The 17,336-nt window shown below is 61.1% G+C and carries 11 protein-coding genes and 2 pseudogenes; 7 read left to right on the top strand and 6 right to left on the bottom strand.

Annotated elements, in window-relative coordinates:
* Position 1: 1 nt before the first annotated feature.
* A complete protein-coding gene (locus tag AXF19_RS04780; protein WP_066845770.1) occupies positions 2-5,167 on the top strand; it encodes a DUF4132 domain-containing protein in 5,166 nt (1,721 codons plus the stop codon).
* A gap of 358 nt (positions 5,168-5,525) precedes the next feature.
* Here AXF19_RS04780 and AXF19_RS04775 read toward each other — a convergent pair whose 3' ends face one another.
* The gene (locus tag AXF19_RS04775) at positions 5,526-5,861 is read right to left on the bottom strand and encodes a hypothetical protein (protein WP_066845768.1); all 336 of its coding nucleotides are present in this window, start codon (positions 5,859-5,861) and stop codon (positions 5,526-5,528) included.
* A 321-nt stretch (positions 5,862-6,182) separates the two neighbouring features.
* On the opposite strand from AXF19_RS04775, the pseudogene AXF19_RS15170 reads away from it, so the two are divergent.
* Positions 6,183-6,287 (top strand): annotated as a pseudogene (locus tag AXF19_RS15170) (secretion protein HlyD); the annotation flags it as partial.
* A gap of 106 nt (positions 6,288-6,393) precedes the next feature.
* Here AXF19_RS15170 and AXF19_RS04770 read toward each other — a convergent pair.
* From AXF19_RS04770 to AXF19_RS04750, 5 genes and pseudogenes are all read right to left on the bottom strand, one after another.
* Positions 6,394-6,795: a bacteriohemerythrin gene (locus AXF19_RS04770; protein WP_066845765.1), complete on the bottom strand. Its 402-nt coding sequence runs from the start codon at positions 6,793-6,795 to the stop codon at positions 6,394-6,396.
* Between the two features lie 280 nt (positions 6,796-7,075).
* A pseudogene (locus tag AXF19_RS04765) lies at positions 7,076-7,471 on the bottom strand (bacteriohemerythrin); the annotation flags it as partial.
* Between the two features lie 23 nt (positions 7,472-7,494).
* Complete coding sequence (locus tag AXF19_RS04760; protein ID WP_066845762.1) at positions 7,495-8,181, bottom strand: hypothetical protein; 687 nt, start codon at positions 8,179-8,181, stop codon at positions 7,495-7,497.
* A gap of 366 nt (positions 8,182-8,547) precedes the next feature.
* Entirely contained in the window at positions 8,548-9,927 is a 1,380-nt protein-coding gene (locus AXF19_RS04755; RefSeq protein ID WP_066845760.1) for an SGNH/GDSL hydrolase family protein, read from the bottom strand.
* Entirely contained in the window at positions 9,928-10,716 is a 789-nt protein-coding gene (locus AXF19_RS04750) for a molybdopterin-binding protein (RefSeq protein WP_066845748.1), read from the bottom strand.
* 209 nt (positions 10,717-10,925) lie between these two features.
* Here AXF19_RS04750 and AXF19_RS04745 point away from each other — a divergent pair, with 209 nt between their 5' ends.
* From AXF19_RS04745 to serC, 5 genes are all read left to right on the top strand, one after another.
* The gene (locus AXF19_RS04745) at positions 10,926-11,789 is read left to right on the top strand and encodes a ChbG/HpnK family deacetylase (RefSeq protein ID WP_066845728.1); all 864 of its coding nucleotides are present in this window, start codon (positions 10,926-10,928) and stop codon (positions 11,787-11,789) included.
* 173 nt (positions 11,790-11,962) lie between these two features.
* Positions 11,963-12,949 (top strand): glycosyltransferase family 2 protein, encoded by a 987-nt coding sequence (locus AXF19_RS04740; RefSeq protein ID WP_066845715.1) that lies wholly within the window; start codon positions 11,963-11,965, stop codon positions 12,947-12,949.
* Positions 12,946-14,622, top strand: a complete 1,677-nt coding sequence (locus tag AXF19_RS04735) for a DUF3329 domain-containing protein (RefSeq protein WP_066850058.1) — start codon at positions 12,946-12,948, stop codon at positions 14,620-14,622. The genes AXF19_RS04740 and AXF19_RS04735 overlap by 4 nt, the downstream gene beginning before the upstream one ends.
* Positions 14,623-14,700: 78 nt before the next feature.
* Positions 14,701-16,023 (top strand): hemolysin family protein, encoded by a 1,323-nt coding sequence (locus AXF19_RS04730; RefSeq protein WP_066845713.1) that lies wholly within the window; start codon positions 14,701-14,703, stop codon positions 16,021-16,023.
* A 142-nt stretch (positions 16,024-16,165) separates the two neighbouring features.
* Positions 16,166-17,251, top strand: coding sequence for a 3-phosphoserine/phosphohydroxythreonine transaminase (gene serC / locus AXF19_RS04725; protein ID WP_066845705.1), 1,086 nt, complete (start codon positions 16,166-16,168; stop codon positions 17,249-17,251).
* Positions 17,252-17,336: the final 85 nt, after the last annotated feature.

The raw sequence follows: 17,336 nt of genomic DNA, 5'->3' as shown, positions 1-17,336 counted from the left end.
GATGATCAGTTACTATCTGCGCGATGAGGAAATGACACGCTATGTCGAGCGGCTGAAGGCAGGGTTTGACGCACTGAACCCGCAGAGCCAAAAGCTGCTGAATTTTCTCTTTTTCCGTACGGACGAAAAGGGCAATCCCGACTACGACTGGAATGTCGCCGTGGAAAACTTCCGCCGCAACAAGAAGGACGTGGTCTGCACGGTCGATGATGATGTACTGCCGCCCGCGCTCTATCCCGCCTTTGACCTGATGGTGGGCGAGGAGCTGCGCAGGGATCTCGTCGATATGGCGCACAGCCTCGCCGCCTATCCCTACACGAACCGCTACTACCGACGTCTCGTCCGCTCACGCGACTACCATCAGCACGTCGGCCGCATTTGGAATCTGGTCGAGCAGCTTGTGCGCGAATACGCCTTAGGGAAGAACTTCCTGCAGCTCCTGCGCAGAGAGTACGATGTGGAGCGGTACGGCAGCAGCTTCCTCCCGCCCGAGCAGATCGCCGTATGGATCGACCGCGGGGATGCGGAGACCATCTCCATCATCCGCGACATGCTCCTCAGTGAGAACAATACGAACGTGCTCACCTACGATATTTTCCGCGCCATCTTCAAGTCGCGCAGTACCGAACTCGTGGAGCTCGTCGGCAAGCTCCTGCTCGCGGGGAAACTGCAGGAGGGTCTGCGGCAGGCGATCTGTGAGACGATGGACTGCGGGCGGCAGGAGCACTTCGTCTATATCATGGGGCTGATCGAGGAGCACAACCTCATCCGCTTCTCGTCCGTGCGCCGCGCCATCGCGACGACCATCGGCATCGGCACGGACAGCGAGCGCGTGGACAAGAAGCTCCTCGCGCTCATGATGCGCGTGCTGCGCACCCCTGCCGAGGCGGACACACTCCTTCACAGTGAGGACAATGTCGAGGCGATGGTTGGGCTGTGGAGCAAGGGCGTGCATGACCTCACGCAGCTCATCGGCGGCATGGAGGCGATCATCGCGGAGGGACGGCCGCACTCCGTCCTGCTCGTCTCGTACTTCCTGCACGCCCTGCAGGACGGTGCGCAGGAGCGGCGCATTGCAAAGAGCGTCCTCCTTGGCATCACGGATGCGGAGCTCAGTGCAGCGGACATGAAGAAAATCGCCTGCTATCTGTCCTATGTGACGGGCGATTTCTACATCCTGCGGGATCTCGACGACTTCGTCAAGGAATTCGACGCACAGACATATTTCGCGGACGCAGAGGAAGCCACGCGTTTCTTCGATCTCTGTGCGCGTGCCCACGCCGGGATGAAGCGCAAGGAGGAGAAGTACCCCGCGTGCATCTTCCCGTGGTACGATGTGACACTGACGAAGGAAGCACTGTCCAATGCGATGGTGCTCGCCGCCCTCTGCGCCGGCACTGCGCTGACGGATCGCGTCGCCCCCATCCTCCCCGTCTGCTACACGGGACAGCGCGCTGCGCGGCTCTTCCTCAAGACACCGCTGAGTGCGGCACAGGAGGCATCGCTCCTCGACCTGCTGCGCCTCGCCCCCGAGACGGCGGAAGCAATCCTCCTCAAAAAAGATACGGCGACCGTGCCGGCTACGGAATTCGTGACGCGCCACCGCACAGAGATCGCCGCCCTGCTGCGCCTAAAGACCGCAACGACGCGCCGCATGGTGCTCGACCTCCTCTACACGCAGGAGGATACGTCGCTGCGCGAGACGATGGCAGACCTCCTCGCACAGAAGGACGTGAACAAACGCCTCGGCGCACTTGATCTCCTCCTGCGCTGCAAGGCGGACGGGCGCATCGCACAGGAGGAGCTGCTCTCCCTCGCACGCGGCATCCAAACGCCCACCTCGGACGAGCAGGTGTTGATCGACGAGCTGTCGAGCAGCGCGGGTGCGGACGCACAGGAGCAGGAGCTGTACGATGCGGCATACACGCCGGACTTTGCCATCGCGGTTCAGTATGCGGAGAAAAAGGGCGGCATCCGCAGTCTGGTGAGCCGTCTGACGGGCGCGAAAGAAGGCGCATCGGTGGGCGGCTACGATGCGGCGGCAAATACCGTCCGCGTTGTCAACACAGTGACACTTGCCGACATATTCCCGCGCACGGACGAGGAGCTGCTTGCCATCGTCACGAAACTGAACGCACTCTATACGCAGCACGAGGACTACGAGTACAAGAGCCGCTGGATCGGCAGAGAGGAGACGACGCTTTCGGTGGGCTATTACGAACGCGCAGACGCGGAACACGTGAAAGACACGCCCGATCATATCAAATACTATCCGCTTGCCGAGGTCTGGGAGGAGTTCTACCGGAGCGAAATCAAGGACTTCCCAACTCTTTATCAGCTCGCCATTGCAATCCGTATGCCGAAGGCGGAGGACGCATTCTTTACCGAAGGTCTGACGCGCATAACTGAGCGGGACTGGACGGCGTTCCCCGCCGCCCTCGCCGCGCAGAAACTGAGCTACTTCGGCGAGGGTTACGTCGGACGGCAGACGGGGAAAAATGTCATTCGCGTGCTCTATGAGACATATGCGGAGGAGAACCGCCCATTCGTCTTTGCCGCAGGGCTGCTGCTGATGAGCCGTGCCTACGACTGCTTTGACGAAAACCTCTTTCTCGTGGAGTACAAAAACCAGTGGCGCACAGGGAACACGCGCCAGATCATGCACCATACCGCGCTCATGCAGACCGCTCTGCACGGTGCGGAGTGCTACGCGGACGCGGCGGAGTTCGCGCAGTCCTATGCCCTGCGGTACCGCATGATGGAACGCCTCGAGGCGCATCTGCTGCGCACGGAGCAGGAGCCTGAGTCGGGCATGACGGGCATGATCGAGCACGCACAGGCACATATCCTCGGCATGGTGGAGAAGGACGCGTTCTACAAAATGCTCCTCGGCACGCAGGCGGACGGCATGAGCGCGGATGCCGCACGCAAACAAAAAGCTGTGGAAACGAATCGCGTGCAGGTACTCGAACGCTATCGCAGCGGCAAACTGCCAAACCCAAGCAAGCCCGAATACGGGTGGGCACAGACGGAGGACGCGCTCTCCTTTGTCAAAGAGGAGGGGCAGCAGGTCATTGACTGCATCGTCACAGCAGAACTGCGGCGCGGCGACACGCCCGCACGCCACTCTGCCGCCGTGCGCAGCATCCTCCGCGTTGAGGGCATCCCGACGCTTGTACGCATCCTGCAGGCGCTCGGTGCTCTAAAACTCGACCGCGGCAGTTGGTACTACGGATCGAACGAGGCAAAGGCATCGACCCTCAGCCACCTGCTGAAAGTCTCCCACCCGCGTGCGGGCGAGACGGCAGCAGACCTAAAGGCGGCGCTTGCGGGAAGCGGCATCACGGAGCAGCGGCTCATCGAAGTCGCTATGTATGCCCCGCAGTGGATCCCGCTCATCGAGGAGCATCTCGGCTGGCGCGGTATGGCGAGCGGCTGCTATTACTTCCAAGCACATACGAGCGACATTCCGAAGGATCGCGAGAGCACAATCGCAAAGTACACGCCGATCGCCATCGAGGATCTGAAAGAGGGCGCGTTCGACATCGATTGGTTCAACGCAGCGTACAAGGAACTCGGCAAGGCACATTTCGAGTGTCTCTATGATGCCGCGAAATACATCTCCGACGGTGCGAAGCACGCACGCGCACGCAAGTTTTCCGATGCCGTGCGCGGCATGATGAAACTCGCAGACGTGGAGAAGGAGATCGCGGCGAAGCGCAACAAGGATCTCGTCCTGTGCTGCGGGCTGATCCCGCTGAAACGTGCGCGGGAGAAGGATATGCTCGCACGCTACACATTCCTGCAGAACTTCCTCAAGGAGAGCAGGCAGTTCGGCGCACAACGCCGTGCGAGCGAGGCAAAGGCGGTCGAGATCGCCCTCTCGAACCTCGCGCGTGCCTGCGGCTTTGACGATGTGACGCGACTCGTCTGGACAGCGGAGACAGAGCTCATCAAGGCGCACGCCGCGCACTTTGCGCCAAAGGAGATCGAGGGTACGGAGCTATGCCTCTCCGTCGCAGAGGACGGTGCCGTCTCCCTCTCCTGCACCAAGGGCGGCAAAGCGCTGAAATCCATCCCCGCAAAGCTGAAGAAGAATGCCTACGTGCTCGAACTGAAGGAAGCGGAGCAGAATCTGAAGGAGCAGTACCGCCGTACGCGAAAGATGCTCGAGGAGATGATGGAGGACGGCACGCCGCTCCTCGCTCATGAGATCGCAAACGTCATGGAGCACAACCCCGTGATTGCGCCGCTCCTAAAGACACTCGTATTCAAATGCGGTACGGCGCTCGGCTTCTACGAGGACGGCGCACTCGTCACGCCCGACGGCACACGCACAGAAGTCGCGGCGGATGCGGAAGTGAAAATCGCCCACGCGCTCGATCTCTATGAGAGCGGCACATGGGCGGCATATCAGGCAGATCTCTTTGAAAAGGGCATCCGTCAGCCGTTCAAGCAGGTATTCCGCGAACTCTACGTCAAGACAGCGGACGAACGCGGCAAGGAGACGAGCCTGCGCTATGCGGGGCATCAGATCCAGCCCGCAAAGACCGTCGCGCTGCTCAAGACGCGCCGATGGGTTGTCGACGGCACGGACGGACTGCAACGCGTCTATTACAAGGCGAACATCATCGCGCGTATCTACGCGCTCGCTGACTGGTTCTCACCCGCCGACATCGAAGCACCGACGCTCGAATGGGTGGATTTCTTCGACCGCAAGACGTTCAAGAAACTGCCGATCGACGATGTGCCCGACCTCATCTTCACCGAGGTCATGCGCGATGTCGACCTCGTCGTCTCCGTCGCGCACGTCGGCGGCGTCGACCCCGAGGCGAGCCACTCGACCATCGAGATGCGCCGCGCCATTGTCGCGTTCAACCTGCCGCTCTTTAAGCTCGACAACGTCCGTCTTGAGGGCACGCACGCGCATATCCACGGAACGCTCGGCGACTATACCGTCCACCTCGGCAGCGGTGTCGTGCAGCAGAAGGCGGGCGCAATGATAAACGTCCTGCCCGTCCACAGCCAGCACCGCGGGCGCCTCTTCCTCCCGTTCCTCGACGAGGATCCGAAGACGGCGGAGATCATGTCCAAGATCGTCCTCTTTGCCGAGGACGGCAAGATCAAAGATCCGTTTATATTGGAGCAGATCAAGACGAAGGGCTGAACCGATAACGAGGCCTGCTCTCGGAGCACCCCTACCGTCACGCCTGCGGCGTGCCACCTCCCCCGCTTCGGCGGGGGAGGCTAATATACCGTAATGTAAAGCCTCCCCCGTCGCACGGGGGAGGGGGACCGCGTGAGCGGTGGTAGGGGCGCTTTGGGCGCGCAACACGAACAAAAGCATAACAAAGGCGCTGTTGGATAAGTCAAAATGACTTCGGAGAGCAGCTCCATTTCACAACATCCATCACAGCACAAAAAAACCGCACGGAACTCTGATCGGTCATTCCACCGACTCAGAGCCCTGCGGTTTTTCTTTGCAGTAGTATTCGATTGTTCAATGATTTCCTCTGCGTGCGGAACTACGCCGACGCCGCCTCGGCATCCATCGTGGGACGCACGCCCTGCAGTTCGACCACGTACGGATCGCCAAACAGCTCACGCGTCGCGTCGCTGTGGATGTCCTCCTCCAACGAGCGCAGCGAACGTGTCAGACCCTCGATATCGAGCTTGTACGCCTCACTGTCCATGCGGTGCAGCTGCCGAATCTGCTCACGGTACGCGAGCCGCTGCGCGCGCATTCCCTCAATCAGACCATCGTCCTTCGCGGGATAGACTGCTGCCGCACGCACCATTGCATTGATCGGAATCCGTTTTGCCGGATCGTCCAGCACCGATGCGATTGATATGACTGCCATTACAGCCACCTCATTTCCTTATGAGTATTTTTCGGCTGCGCGCTTCCTTCGCACAGCCTGTTGGAAGACATTTCCTTTGTCCACATTTATTATAGAAAAAATTTTACCCCTTGAACATAGTCCTTTCTTCCTATTTTTCTTGTTTTTATCCAAAAATAATTTACTTTTATCGTTTGTATGTAAAATCTTTATCAAAGTATTTTCTTCTTCGCTATTGAATTTCATTCTCTCGTATGCTATATTATCTACAGGCTTTCGTTTAAGGAATCGCTGATAGAATGAAGTCCGTCAGATTGGCGTAGATTTTTTCCTCCGAACTAGGAGGCAAACCGGACGCATAGCAAGGGCTATGTGGAGGATTTGCCGACGAAGTGCGGGCAAAAAAGATGCGTCAAGATGGCGGTGCTGAATTTATCAGTGCTTCCTGAAGACCATAACCTGCCGAAAGGATATGGTTCCCGGAGCTCTCCTAAAATATAATACACAGCAAAAACACCCCGCAACTGCTCATTGCGGGGTGTTTTTGTGCGGCTTACGTCGATTTATGCGGGAGCTTGCAGTCGCGTCCCTTGATGTGATCGTAGAGCCAGCGCGCGAGGAAGTCGAGGATGTTCAGCAGATACTCCTGCTGGTTCTCATCGACTGCGGCGAGGTCGATCTCGCCGACCTTCTTCATAAAGCGCAGGTGCAGCGCGCGGTGACTGAAGCGGTGCGGGTCGCCGACGCTCTCCGCATACGCCTCCTCGTGCGCAAAGTGCGTGCCCGCATAGGCAGCAAGCTCCTCCAGTATCGCAACGATCTTGTCGTATTTGTCCTCCGATGCGCTCTGCATCACGAGCTCATAACACTCGTTCGTAAGGTCGAATAGCTTGCTGTGCTGCGCGTCCACAGACGCAATTCCCGTCAGATAATCATCGGTAAACTCGTATTTCATTTTGATCGGTCTCGCTTTCCCAATTCCCCGTTTCCTTCCCCTGCGTCAGCCCCGCTTACTTTTTCTTGGTCTTCTTTGCCTTCGCAGCGGGCTTTTTCTCCTTTGCGGCGGGAGCTTTCTCCGCCTCCTCCTGCTCTGCCGTCTCCGCTTCTGCAGAGGACTGCGGCGCTTCCGCCGGCACAGTTTCCGATGTCACCGTCTCTGCCGCAGGTTTCTCCTGTGCTGCCGTCTCTGCGGGGCTTTCCTCTGCGGCGGCAGCAGCCGCCTGTGCGGCGATGTCCTCCTCCCTCGGAATGCGGCAGTCCATGATCTTGATGTGACCGCAGAGCCAGCGCGCGAGGAAGTCAAGAATCTTGAGCAGGTATTCCTGCTGGTTCTCGTCGATGGCGTCGAGGTCGATCTCACTGAGTTTCTGAATGAAGCGCAGGTGCTGATAGCGCTCGCTGAAGCGTCGCTCGTATTGGATGCGCTCCATATACTCTTCCTCGTGCGCGAAATGCGTCGCCGCATACGTCCGCAACTCCTCGAGCAGGGCGACGATGCGGTCAAAGCGATCGACCGCCGCATCGTCCATCACCAGCTCATAGCACTCGTTCGTCAGCTCAAAGAGCCGCCCGTGCTCCTCGTCGATCGAGGGAATCCCCGTCAAATAATCATCGGTAAACTCGTACTTCATATTCTTCTCTCCTTTTTCCTACGTTAGTCCCAACCCTGCAATTCCCAATACCTCTCTGCCGCGTCGACAAACGCATAGAGGCCGTTCGTGCGCGCGGTATCCGTATGCATCCCGACGAGCTTCCAACGCCCGTCTTTCTGCCGCACGAGCTCCATCGTCACGGAGCCCTCGGGCAGAAGCCTCCCATAGTCACTGTCGTTGCCGCGCACAATCACGTTCACTGAGGCGCGGTCGCCCGCAATCACGGGCGGCTCAATGCTCGCCGTATAGTGTGCGGCAAAGGCGCGCACCTCGTCCGAGCCCCAGCGCGCATTGCCGTCCTCCTTCGTCACGGGCACACGCTCCGCGTCGAAGTAGTAGTCCAGCAAAAGGCGCGTAAAGGCGATGTCCGACGCGCGCCGCTCCGCCATGTAGTCATACATAAATGCCGTATCGTGGCGGAAAAACCAGTCGGAAGGATGCCGTTCATGGAGTGCTGCAATGTTGTCCGCGAGGAGCGCGGTCGCCTCCTCATGCATCGCGGCGAGCACAGCGTCCTCGTCGACGTATTCGTCAAAGAGTTTCCGATCCTCGGTTGTCACCGCGCGCGCAATCGCGTGCAGCGCCGCCTCGGGCGTGCGGTCGCGGTGATAGCAGTAGCCCGTGTACGCGCCGCCGATGAGCGCCGCCACGAGGAGCACGAGCGCACCAAGGCGCAGACGTTGTGTCATAGGATTCCCTCCTTTGTTTGTCATCCATTTATGAAGCTGCTCACCTCATACGATAGGCACACTTTTCGCCCCTTCCACCGCTCCGCGGTCCCCCTCCCCCGCTCTCGCAGGGGAGGCTTGGGATAACGGCATATTAGCTTCCCCCGTCGAAACGGGGGAGCGGTCAACCTCTTCCAATCACACTTCGCCTTTCGGCTTGTGTTCTTGGGAGGTTTTCCCATACGACCTGTTACCCGCTCAGCTGCGCCCTTCGGGCTTGCTTCTCGGACAGGTCAGTAAGTGGCGAGCTTGCGAGCCGATAGGGGCGCCCAAAGAGCAGCCTATGGCGCGCAGCGCGTCGATAGGGGCGTTTCTGCCGCAAGACGGTCATTTCTCCATATTCCTCAGCATCCGCGCCCGCCGCTCCGCCTCAGCCGAAGCAAAGGCGAAATGCGTACGCAGATAGCTGTCCACGGTCTGCCCAATGTATTTCTTCCCCATGAGGTCGGGGTGCAGTCCGTCCGTCGTATACGCCGCCTCGAGCTCGCCCGCCGCGTCCGAGAGCACGGTCGCAACATCGATGCTGTACTCCTGCTGCATGACCCATTTGTTCACATAGTCGCGGTGCGCCCACCAATCCGATGGCGGCGTGGTGACCGTCATGCGCTCAGTCATGAGCGCGGGGCGGATCGGCGTCGCCGTCAGGAAGATCGGCGTGATGCCGTGCGCCCTGCATTTCTCACGCAGCGCCGCGAGGTTGCGCACCGTCTCCGCGCCGTAGATGCCGACGCGGTAGTCGTTCACACCGCCCATGATGACGAGGACGCGCGGGGAAAACGGCAGCACATCGCGCTCAAAGCGCGCGAGCATGTCCTCGGTTGTGTCGCCGCTGCGCCCGAGGTTTTTCACGGGCACGGTGCAGTACGACTCCCAATCGTAGAGCTGATACGAGGGCGGTACGGTGATCGCGCCGCCGCCATGCGTAATGCTGTCGCCGAGCGCCGCAATCGGCGTGCGCTCCGCAACGGTGAACGATCCGTATGCCGACCAGTTCGAGATCGGCGTGCCCGACTCCGTTATGCCGCGCACGCGGTAGACGTACGTGCCCGGCACGGTGAACGGCATATCGTCGTAGACATCGTACTCGCCCCCGCGCAACGTATGCACGTAGCGATCACGATCCGCCTCGCGGCGGTAGACCTCGACCTCATGCACCTGCTGCCCCGCGAGCGGAACCCACGAGTAGACAGGATAGAGCGGCGCATACGGCATCGCCGCATACTCCGTCGTCAGCACGGGCGCATCGGGATCTGCCGCCTCCCCGCGCACGGGGCGTGGCTCCGATGCCGCAGCGAGCGGTGTGCCATCGTAGCCGAGCGGCTGCACCGTCCAGTAGAGATCGTCCGCCGCGCCGTACGTCATGAGCGGCAGATGCAGCCCCGTCGTATAGACGTACTCCATCGTCGCAACTGTTTTCTTCGGCGCACCCGCGCTGCCGCGCAGAACGCGCACGGCGTAGCGCACCGCCGCAGGGTACGGCTCCCAACGCAGCATGACGGAGGAAATACGCGTGTCCTGCGTCTCGGCGGTCGCCGTCTCGCGCGCCGCCTGTGCCGTGATCTCCTGCATCGCACGCTCCGCCTTTCCGATTGTCTGTGCGCTATGGCGCGGTGTATCCTTTGCTGCCGCCCCTGTGGGCACGACAGCAAGCAATAGTATAACGGCGAGCAGCGCCCCTGCGCTCCGCCTGACCATCCCCATCCGCATTCAGTCCTCTTCCACCGATCGAATGTATTCCTCACCGATCGCCTCGCGTGCGGCGGCAAGTGTCGACGCAAGCAGTGTACGCGCCTCCTCCACCGTGGGAGCTGCCGCCGTGACGCGCACGAGGCAGCCGTCCTCCTTTGCGTAGGTCGCAACGGAGGGATTTTCCCCGTCGACGAGGCTTCCAAGGCGGTCGGCAACGGGCGATTCCCCGACGGGCAGCCCCTTTTCCGCCATCGAATAGAGCTTCACATTCATTGAGACGAAGACCTTGTCGCTCTTTCCGCGCAGGAAGACATTGCATGCCGTCTCAAACATCGGCTTCATTTCCTTTGGCGGGCCGGGCAGCATGATGCACGCGCGCCCGTCCTTCTCAATGATGACGCCGGGGGCAGTGCCGTGGTCGTTCTGCAGCACGATTGCACCCGAGGGCACGGTCGCCTGCTTGCGCATGCTCTCCGTGAGTGCGATGCCGCGCTTTGCCGCACGCGCCTCGAGTCGGCGCAGCGCCTCCGCGTCCTCCACGGGTGCGGCGCCGAAATAGGAGATCAGCATCTCCTTCGTCAGATCGTCCTTCGTGGGGCCGAGTCCGCCCGTCGTGATAACGCAGTCCGCGCGTGTGTAGGCAATGTCGAGTGCGGCTCTGAGGCGCTCGGAATTGTCGCCGACAACGGTCTGATAGTAGGCGTCCAGCCCCATATGTGCAAGATGCCGCGCGATATGCTGTGCATTCGTGTTCACAATGCTGCCCATGAGCAGCTCCGTGCCCACGCTGATGATTTCAACGATCATGGAATACTCCTTTTCAACTGATAGGTGTTCTACAGTATTTTACTACAAAAGACCTATCTAGAAAAGGTGATTTCATATTTTTTGTCGAAAATATTAACGAAATGAGGTATGATATGAGAATCTGTTGGTTTGTATGCTGATGTCCCTAAGTGTTCGCGTGGGACATCAGTGGAAAACATGCCTCCATAAAATGACATGAGGAAAACGACTTGAAGCAAATCATTCTGAACGCCGACGATTTCGGTCGGCACACGCTCATCAACCGCGCCGTGGAACGCGGCGTACACGACGGCATCCTGCGCTCGGCGACCATCATGCCCGGCGGCGCGGCATTCGACGACGCGGCGGCGCTCGCGCGGCGTACGCCCGCGCTCGGTGTCGGCATCCATCTGACACTCGTGAACGGCAATCCCGTCCTGCCCCCCTCAGAGATTCCCACGCTCGTCACAGAGGCGGGGGTCTTCCTCGACGATCACACGGCGCTGACCGTGCGTGTCCTGCGCGGCAGCGTGAATCTCGCGGAGGTGCGTGCGGAGCTTGCGGCGCAGCTGCGGCGCGTGGAGGCGGCGGGCATTCATCCGACGCACGCGGACAGTCATCAGCATATGCACGTCCTGCCGGGCGTTATCGACATCGTTCTCGATCTGTGCAGTGAGGCGCAGATCCCCGCGATGCGCGCGCCGCGCGCCCCCCTCTTTGCAGGGAATTTCGGCGGCATCGGGCAGCTCATCGGGCGGGCGGGGCTCTCCGTCCTCGCACATCGCGCGGCGGCAAAGGCAAAGGCGCGCGGTATCCGCGTCCCCGAACACTTTGCAGGGATTGTTGCGGGCGAGGCGGTCGATACGGCGACACTCACGCAGATTGCGGCGCAGCTCGGGAACGGCGTGACCGAGGTTATGCTCCATCCCGGCACATCCAATGCCGTGCTCGTCCGCGACTGCCTCTGGGAGCACGACTTCGAGGCGGAACTTGCCGCCGTCTGCGCACCCGCCGTGCGCGATGCACTTGCGGCAGCGGGGGCGGAGGCGGTCAATTTTGAGGCGTTTGCGGATTCATCCGTGGGATGCGCCTAAGCAAACCCTAGTGAAGCAAGCGGAGAAAAGCGTTCGACTCGCCCCCTGCGGATTTCTTTCGTTCAAGCGCAGCGCGTTTAAGAAGTTCGCAGGTATTTAGGCGAACGAGAACGCGACCGCTTGCGTAACTAAGCGTTTGCGTGGCGTGCCCACGGGTATATTAAGGAAGAACTATGGACAAAATCACAATCATTGTGCCCTGCTACAACGAAGCAGAGGTAGTGGAGCACTTCTATACGGAGGTGGAGGCGGCGACCGCAGGCATCGCGGACGCGGCATTTACCTACCTCTTTATCGACGACGGCAGCCGCGATGATACCCTGCGCGTCATCCGCGCGCTCGCCGAGGCGCACGCGAACGTCCGCTACATCAGCTTCACGCGCAATTTCGGCAAGGAGCCCGCGATGATGGCAGGACTCGACTACGCAGACGGCGATGCGGTCATCCTCATGGACGCCGACCTGCAACACCCGCCCGCCCTCATCCCCGAGATGGTCGTGCAATGGCGCGCAGGTTACGACGACGTGTGCGGGAGGCGCACGGATCGCGCGGACGAGGCATTCCTCAAGCGCACGATGGCGAACCTCTTCTACCGCTCGATGCAGGCGGTCAGCCGCTTCACACTGCAGCGCGACGTGGGCGATTTCCGCCTGCTCGATCACCGCTGCGTGGCGGCGCTGCGCCTCCTGCGCGAGAATCAGCGCTTTACGAAGGGGCTCTTTACATGGGTGGGTTTCAAGAAAAAGGAGCTCCCCTTTCAGGTACAGCCGCGCGCGGCGGGGCGGACGACGTGGAGCTATCCCGCGCTGCTCTCACTCGCCATTGAGGGCATCACGTCCTTTACAACGGCGCCGCTGCGCCTGACGACGGTGCTCGGGCTCCTCGTCTCGACGCTTGCCATCGGCTACATGCTCGTCGTCCTCGTGAACGCGCTGCTCTACGGCGACCCCGTCGCGGGCTATCCGACCCTCATGACGGTGCTGCTCTTCCTCGGCGGGGTGCAGCTCCTCTCGCTTGGCATCATCGGCGAGTACCTCGGGCGCGTCTTTACGGAGAGCAAACAGCGCCCGACCTATCTGATCGACGAGCGGGACGGGGAGAAATTCGACTACAGCAAGCTGCGCAGGGAGGTAAAGCAGTGCCGGGAAACAAGGGAATGAGCGCACAAAAGACAAAGGGAATCGAAAAAAAGGACATCATACAGACCATACTTGCCGCAGGTGCAATCTTCGCCTTCATGCTCGCACTCAATCACTTTATGCCGATCCATCGCGACGACTACGACTATTCGCTGATCTGGGGCACAGGCGTTCACGTCGGCGCATTCTCTGATGTGCTCACCTCCGCCATGCAGCACTACCTCCTGCACGGGGGGCGCATGATGACGGTCATCTGTCTGGATCTCTTCCTCTGGTTGGGAAAGCCCGCCTTCGATGCGGCGAACGCCCTCATGTTCCTCGCACTCGCCGCGCTCGTGACGATGCACGCCCTGCGGAGGGCGGAAATCCGCCATGCGCCGGGGCTCCTCGTGTCGGCGGCGCTCATGCTCTGGCTCGCACTGCCGCATTTCGGCGAGGTCGCCGTCTGGAAGAGCGGCTCGACCGTCTATCTCTGGTCGGCAGTGCCCGCCTTCCTCTTTCTCCTGCCGTACAATCTCGCGCTGAAAGAAATGCCAAAGGGTGCGGCGCAGCGGCGCGTGTGGGCAATTCTCCCGATGTTCCTGCTCGGCATCTGTGCGGGCTGGTCGATCGAAAATCTTGCCGTGACCGTCGTCCTGCTCGCGTGTGGTGCTTCCCTCTACGCATGGCGACGCTATGCATATCTCCCGCCGTGGATGATTGCGGGCGCGCTCGGCGCGCTCCTCGGTCTCGTTGGACTGGTCTCCGCACCCGGGAACTATGTGCGCTACGATGTGCAAGGTGCGGACAAGGGCATCCTCGCGCACATCGGCAATCAGTTCGCGGGACAGGGCGAAATGGTACTCTACCTCCTGCCCGTTCTGCTGCTCATCCTGACCGCGTGGCGGCTCTATCGCCGTGCTGAGGCGCACATGGATGCTGCTCCCACCGAGCGCACGGGGGCAGGAACTATCGTGCTCGCCGCCGCACTCGCCCTCCTCGTACTCTCGTATTTCACGGGTGGGTGGGTCGCAGCGGGCATCCGTGACGCCGTCATCAGCGGCGTGCTGACCCCGCTCGGACAGACGAGGCAGAAGACGATCCACCTCTTTACGAATCTCATGAACGGCTTCGAGGAGATGGCGATCTACTGGTGCGCCATCCTCCTCTTCTACGCGCGGCTCAAGCAGCAGCTTGGGCTGACGCGCGCTGCAATCCATGCGGCGGCAGAGCGCGTCCCCGTGCGTGAGGTGCTCCGCTCCTCGCCCACGCTGCGCTATGCTGTGCTGCTCATGGCGCTCGGTGTCTGCAACAACCTCGTCATGCTCGCCGCGCCGACCTTCCCGGGACGTGCGACCTTCAGCTCTGCCGCGATGTTCGTCACGGCGGCGCTCGCCCTCCTCGCCGATCCATCTCTCCGCAGACTGCTCAACGGGGCGGCGCGGCGGACAATCGCAGCGGCGGCACTCCTCCTCTTTGCCTATACGGGCACGGCTGCGCTCCTCATCACGCACGAGATGGGCGTTGCCGATGCGGAGCGCATTGCAGCGATCGAGGAGGCGCGTGCGCGCGGCGAAACCGTCGTCCATTTCCCGCGCATCGAACGCACGAACCGCGCCCTCCGTCACGTCTACTACGAGGACTGGGACAACGGCGTCACACGGGACGGCGCAATGCAGTATTTCGGACTAACCGATATTGTGGTGGACAAATGACATTTCGCCGCGTCTGTGCTACAATAATGTTCGTATAACCCCATCTGCCTCATTTATTGAAAGGAGCTGCATACATCCTTGGACAGTTCCCTATCCGACCTCATTGCACTCATCCTGCTCCTCATCTGCCTCTCTGCGAATGCCTACTTCGCGCAGGTCGAGACTGCACTCACCGCCTCCCATCGCGGACGCCTTGAGCGCCTCGCCGAGGGCGGTGACGAGGATGCCGCACATGCACTCGCCCTCCTCGAGCACGCCGCGCGCCCCATCGCCATGGCGCAGGCGGGCGTCACCTGCACAAGCCTCCTCATGGGACTCGGCATCGGACTCCTTGCCCTGCCGACCTTCGGCAGATTCCTCGAGCACCTGCTCCCCGGCATGGAGGTCTACCTCGCCGCGCTCGTCCTCAGCATCCTCGTCATGACTGCGCTCACGCTGCTCTTTGGCGACTTCCTGCCGAAGCAGGTCGCACAGCAGGATCCCGAGGGCATCCTCATGCGCAGCCACCGCTCCATCCGCCTCATCACACGCCTCACGGCACTGCCGAGCGCGGCGCTCGTCTCCGTCTCGCGCGGACTCCTCCTCATCGTCGGCATCAACCCCGAGAACCGCGCCTCCGCCACGGAGGATGCCGTCAAGGATCTCATGGAGCAGGGCACGGAGGACGGCACCTTTGAAAAGGCGGAGCAGGACATGGTCGACCGCATCTTCCACATGAGCGATCAGACCGCCTCCGCCCTCATGACCCCGCGCACGCAGATCGCGTGGATCGACCTCGCCGAGAGCCGCGCAGAGCAGCTGCGCGTCATCCGCGCGGCAGAGCACGAGGTCTTCCCCGTCGCCTACGAGAACCTCGACGATTTTCGCGGCGTCATCTACGCCAAGGAACTCCTCGACGCGGCGCTCGACGGCGCGGAGATCGATCTCGCCGCCTACATCCGCAAGCCACTCTTCGTCCCGCGCACCATGGAGGGACTGCGCGTCCTCGAGAAGTTCCGCACAGGCGCGATCCACGAGGCGGTCGTCCTCGACGAATACGGCGGTGTTGTCGGATTTATCACCATGGGCGACATCATGGAGGAGATCATCGGCAGCGCGGATGACGACGCCCCCGCCAGCACGCGCATGGGTGCGGAGGAGACGGCGAACTGGGTCTTTGACGGGCTCTTCCCCATCGACGAATTCAAAGAGGAGTTCGGCATCGACGCGCTGCCCGACGAGGATCACGACCACTTTCACACCCTTGGCGGCTTCGTCACCGCACAGTTCGGGCGCATTCCGAAGGCGGGCGAGACCTGCACATGGGACGACTTCACCTTCGAGGTGCTGCACATGGATCGCGCGCGCGTCGCCCAGATCCGCATGACGCGGACGGAGGGCGATGGAGAAAAGTCAACCTAGAGGATAAGCCCCAAAGCCTCCCCCGTCAGGGCGGGGGAGGGGGACCGCTTGCGGTGGAAGGGGCGCTTTGAACGAGCAAGGAAAATCTACTTCAAAATTCCCCACATGGCAAACAATGGAAAGAACACAGAGGGAGACAGATATGAAAGACCGCATCTATAACTTCAACCCCGGCCCCGCCGTCCTCCCCGAGGACGTCCTCAAAGAGGTACAGACGGAACTGCTGAACTTTAACGGCACAGGCATGTCCATCCTCGAGATCAGCCACCGCGCGCCCGCCTACGACGCCGTGCATCAGGCGGCAAAGGCGGACATCCTCGAACTCATGGGACTTGGCGACGACTACGACGTTGTCTTCACAGCAGGCGGCGCAAGCCAGACCTTTGCGCTCATCCCGCTGAACTTCGCCACAGAGTCGCACCCCGGCAGCTACGCCCTCTCCGGCTCGTTCTCCCAGAAAGCATACGAGGAGGCCGTGAAACTCGGTGTCGGCACCGTCGCCGCCTCGACCAAGGAGGAGAACTACGTCCGCGTCCCCGCGCAGGAGGAGCTGAACATCGCCCCCGGCGCCGCCTACCTCCACATCTGCCTCAACAACACCATCTACGGCACAGAGTACCACTACACGCCGGAGACAGGCGCCGTCCCCCTCTTTGCCGACATGTCCTCCGACATCCTCTCACGCCCGTGGGACTTCGGCAGCTATGACTTCATCTATGCGGGCGTGCAGAAAAACCTCGGCCCTGCGGGCGTCGTGCTGAACGTCGCAAAGAAAAAACTGCTCGAGAGCAGCCCCGCAGAGCTCCCGACTATGTTCCGCTACAGCACCTTCCAGAAGAACGACTCCCTCTACAACACGCCGCCCGTCTTTGCCATCTACATCGTCGGCAAGACTGTCCGCTGGATCAAGGAGCACGGCGGTCTCGCGGCAATGGGCGAAGCGAACGCGAAAAAGGCGGCACTCCTCTACGACGCCATCGACAGCTCCGACGGCTTCTATCGTGGACACGCCGAAAAGGGCAGCCGCTCGCGCATGAACGTCACCTTCCGCCTGCCGAGCGAAAGCCTTGAGGCAGACTTCGTCGCGGGCGCAAAAGAGCAGGGTCTCGGCGGCATCAAGGGACACCGCAGCGTCGGCGGCATGCGCGCCTCCATCTACAACGCCATGCCCCTCGCGGGCGTCGAAAAGCTCGCCGCATTTATGCAGGAGTTCCGCAAGAAGCACTAAGGTCTCTTGAACACAAAAGCGCACGGTCTCCAATGCCGTGCGCTTTTTCAAAGAAGACGAAAAGGGGGTTAGCACGATGTGCAGG

The sequence above is a fragment of the Selenomonas sp. oral taxon 126 genome (assembly GCF_001683335.1).
Taxonomy (GTDB): domain Bacteria; phylum Bacillota; class Negativicutes; order Selenomonadales; family Selenomonadaceae; genus Centipeda.
This window is presented reverse-complemented; position numbering and strand designations above follow the sequence as displayed.

What these genes read in the sequence shown, in the direction of transcription:
- AXF19_RS04780 (WP_066845770.1), top strand. Translation starts at nt 2, where the DNA reads ATGATCAGTTACTATCTGCGCGATGAGGAAATGACACGCTATGTCGAG.
- serC (WP_066845705.1), top strand. Translation starts at nt 16,166, where the DNA reads ATGAAAGACCGCATCTATAACTTCAACCCCGGCCCCGCCGTCCTCCCC.
- AXF19_RS04760 (WP_066845762.1), bottom strand. Translation starts at nt 8,181, where the DNA reads ATGACACAACGTCTGCGCCTTGGTGCGCTCGTGCTCCTCGTGGCGGCG.
- AXF19_RS04735 (WP_066850058.1), top strand. Translation starts at nt 12,946, where the DNA reads ATGAGCGCACAAAAGACAAAGGGAATCGAAAAAAAGGACATCATACAG.
- AXF19_RS04750 (WP_066845748.1), bottom strand. Translation starts at nt 10,716, where the DNA reads ATGATCGTTGAAATCATCAGCGTGGGCACGGAGCTGCTCATGGGCAGC.
- AXF19_RS04755 (WP_066845760.1), bottom strand. Translation starts at nt 9,927, where the DNA reads ATGCGGATGGGGATGGTCAGGCGGAGCGCAGGGGCGCTGCTCGCCGTT.
- AXF19_RS04770 (WP_066845765.1), bottom strand. Translation starts at nt 6,795, where the DNA reads ATGAAATACGAGTTTACCGATGATTATCTGACGGGAATTGCGTCTGTG.
- AXF19_RS04775 (WP_066845768.1), bottom strand. Translation starts at nt 5,861, where the DNA reads ATGGCAGTCATATCAATCGCATCGGTGCTGGACGATCCGGCAAAACGG.
- AXF19_RS04740 (WP_066845715.1), top strand. Translation starts at nt 11,963, where the DNA reads ATGGACAAAATCACAATCATTGTGCCCTGCTACAACGAAGCAGAGGTA.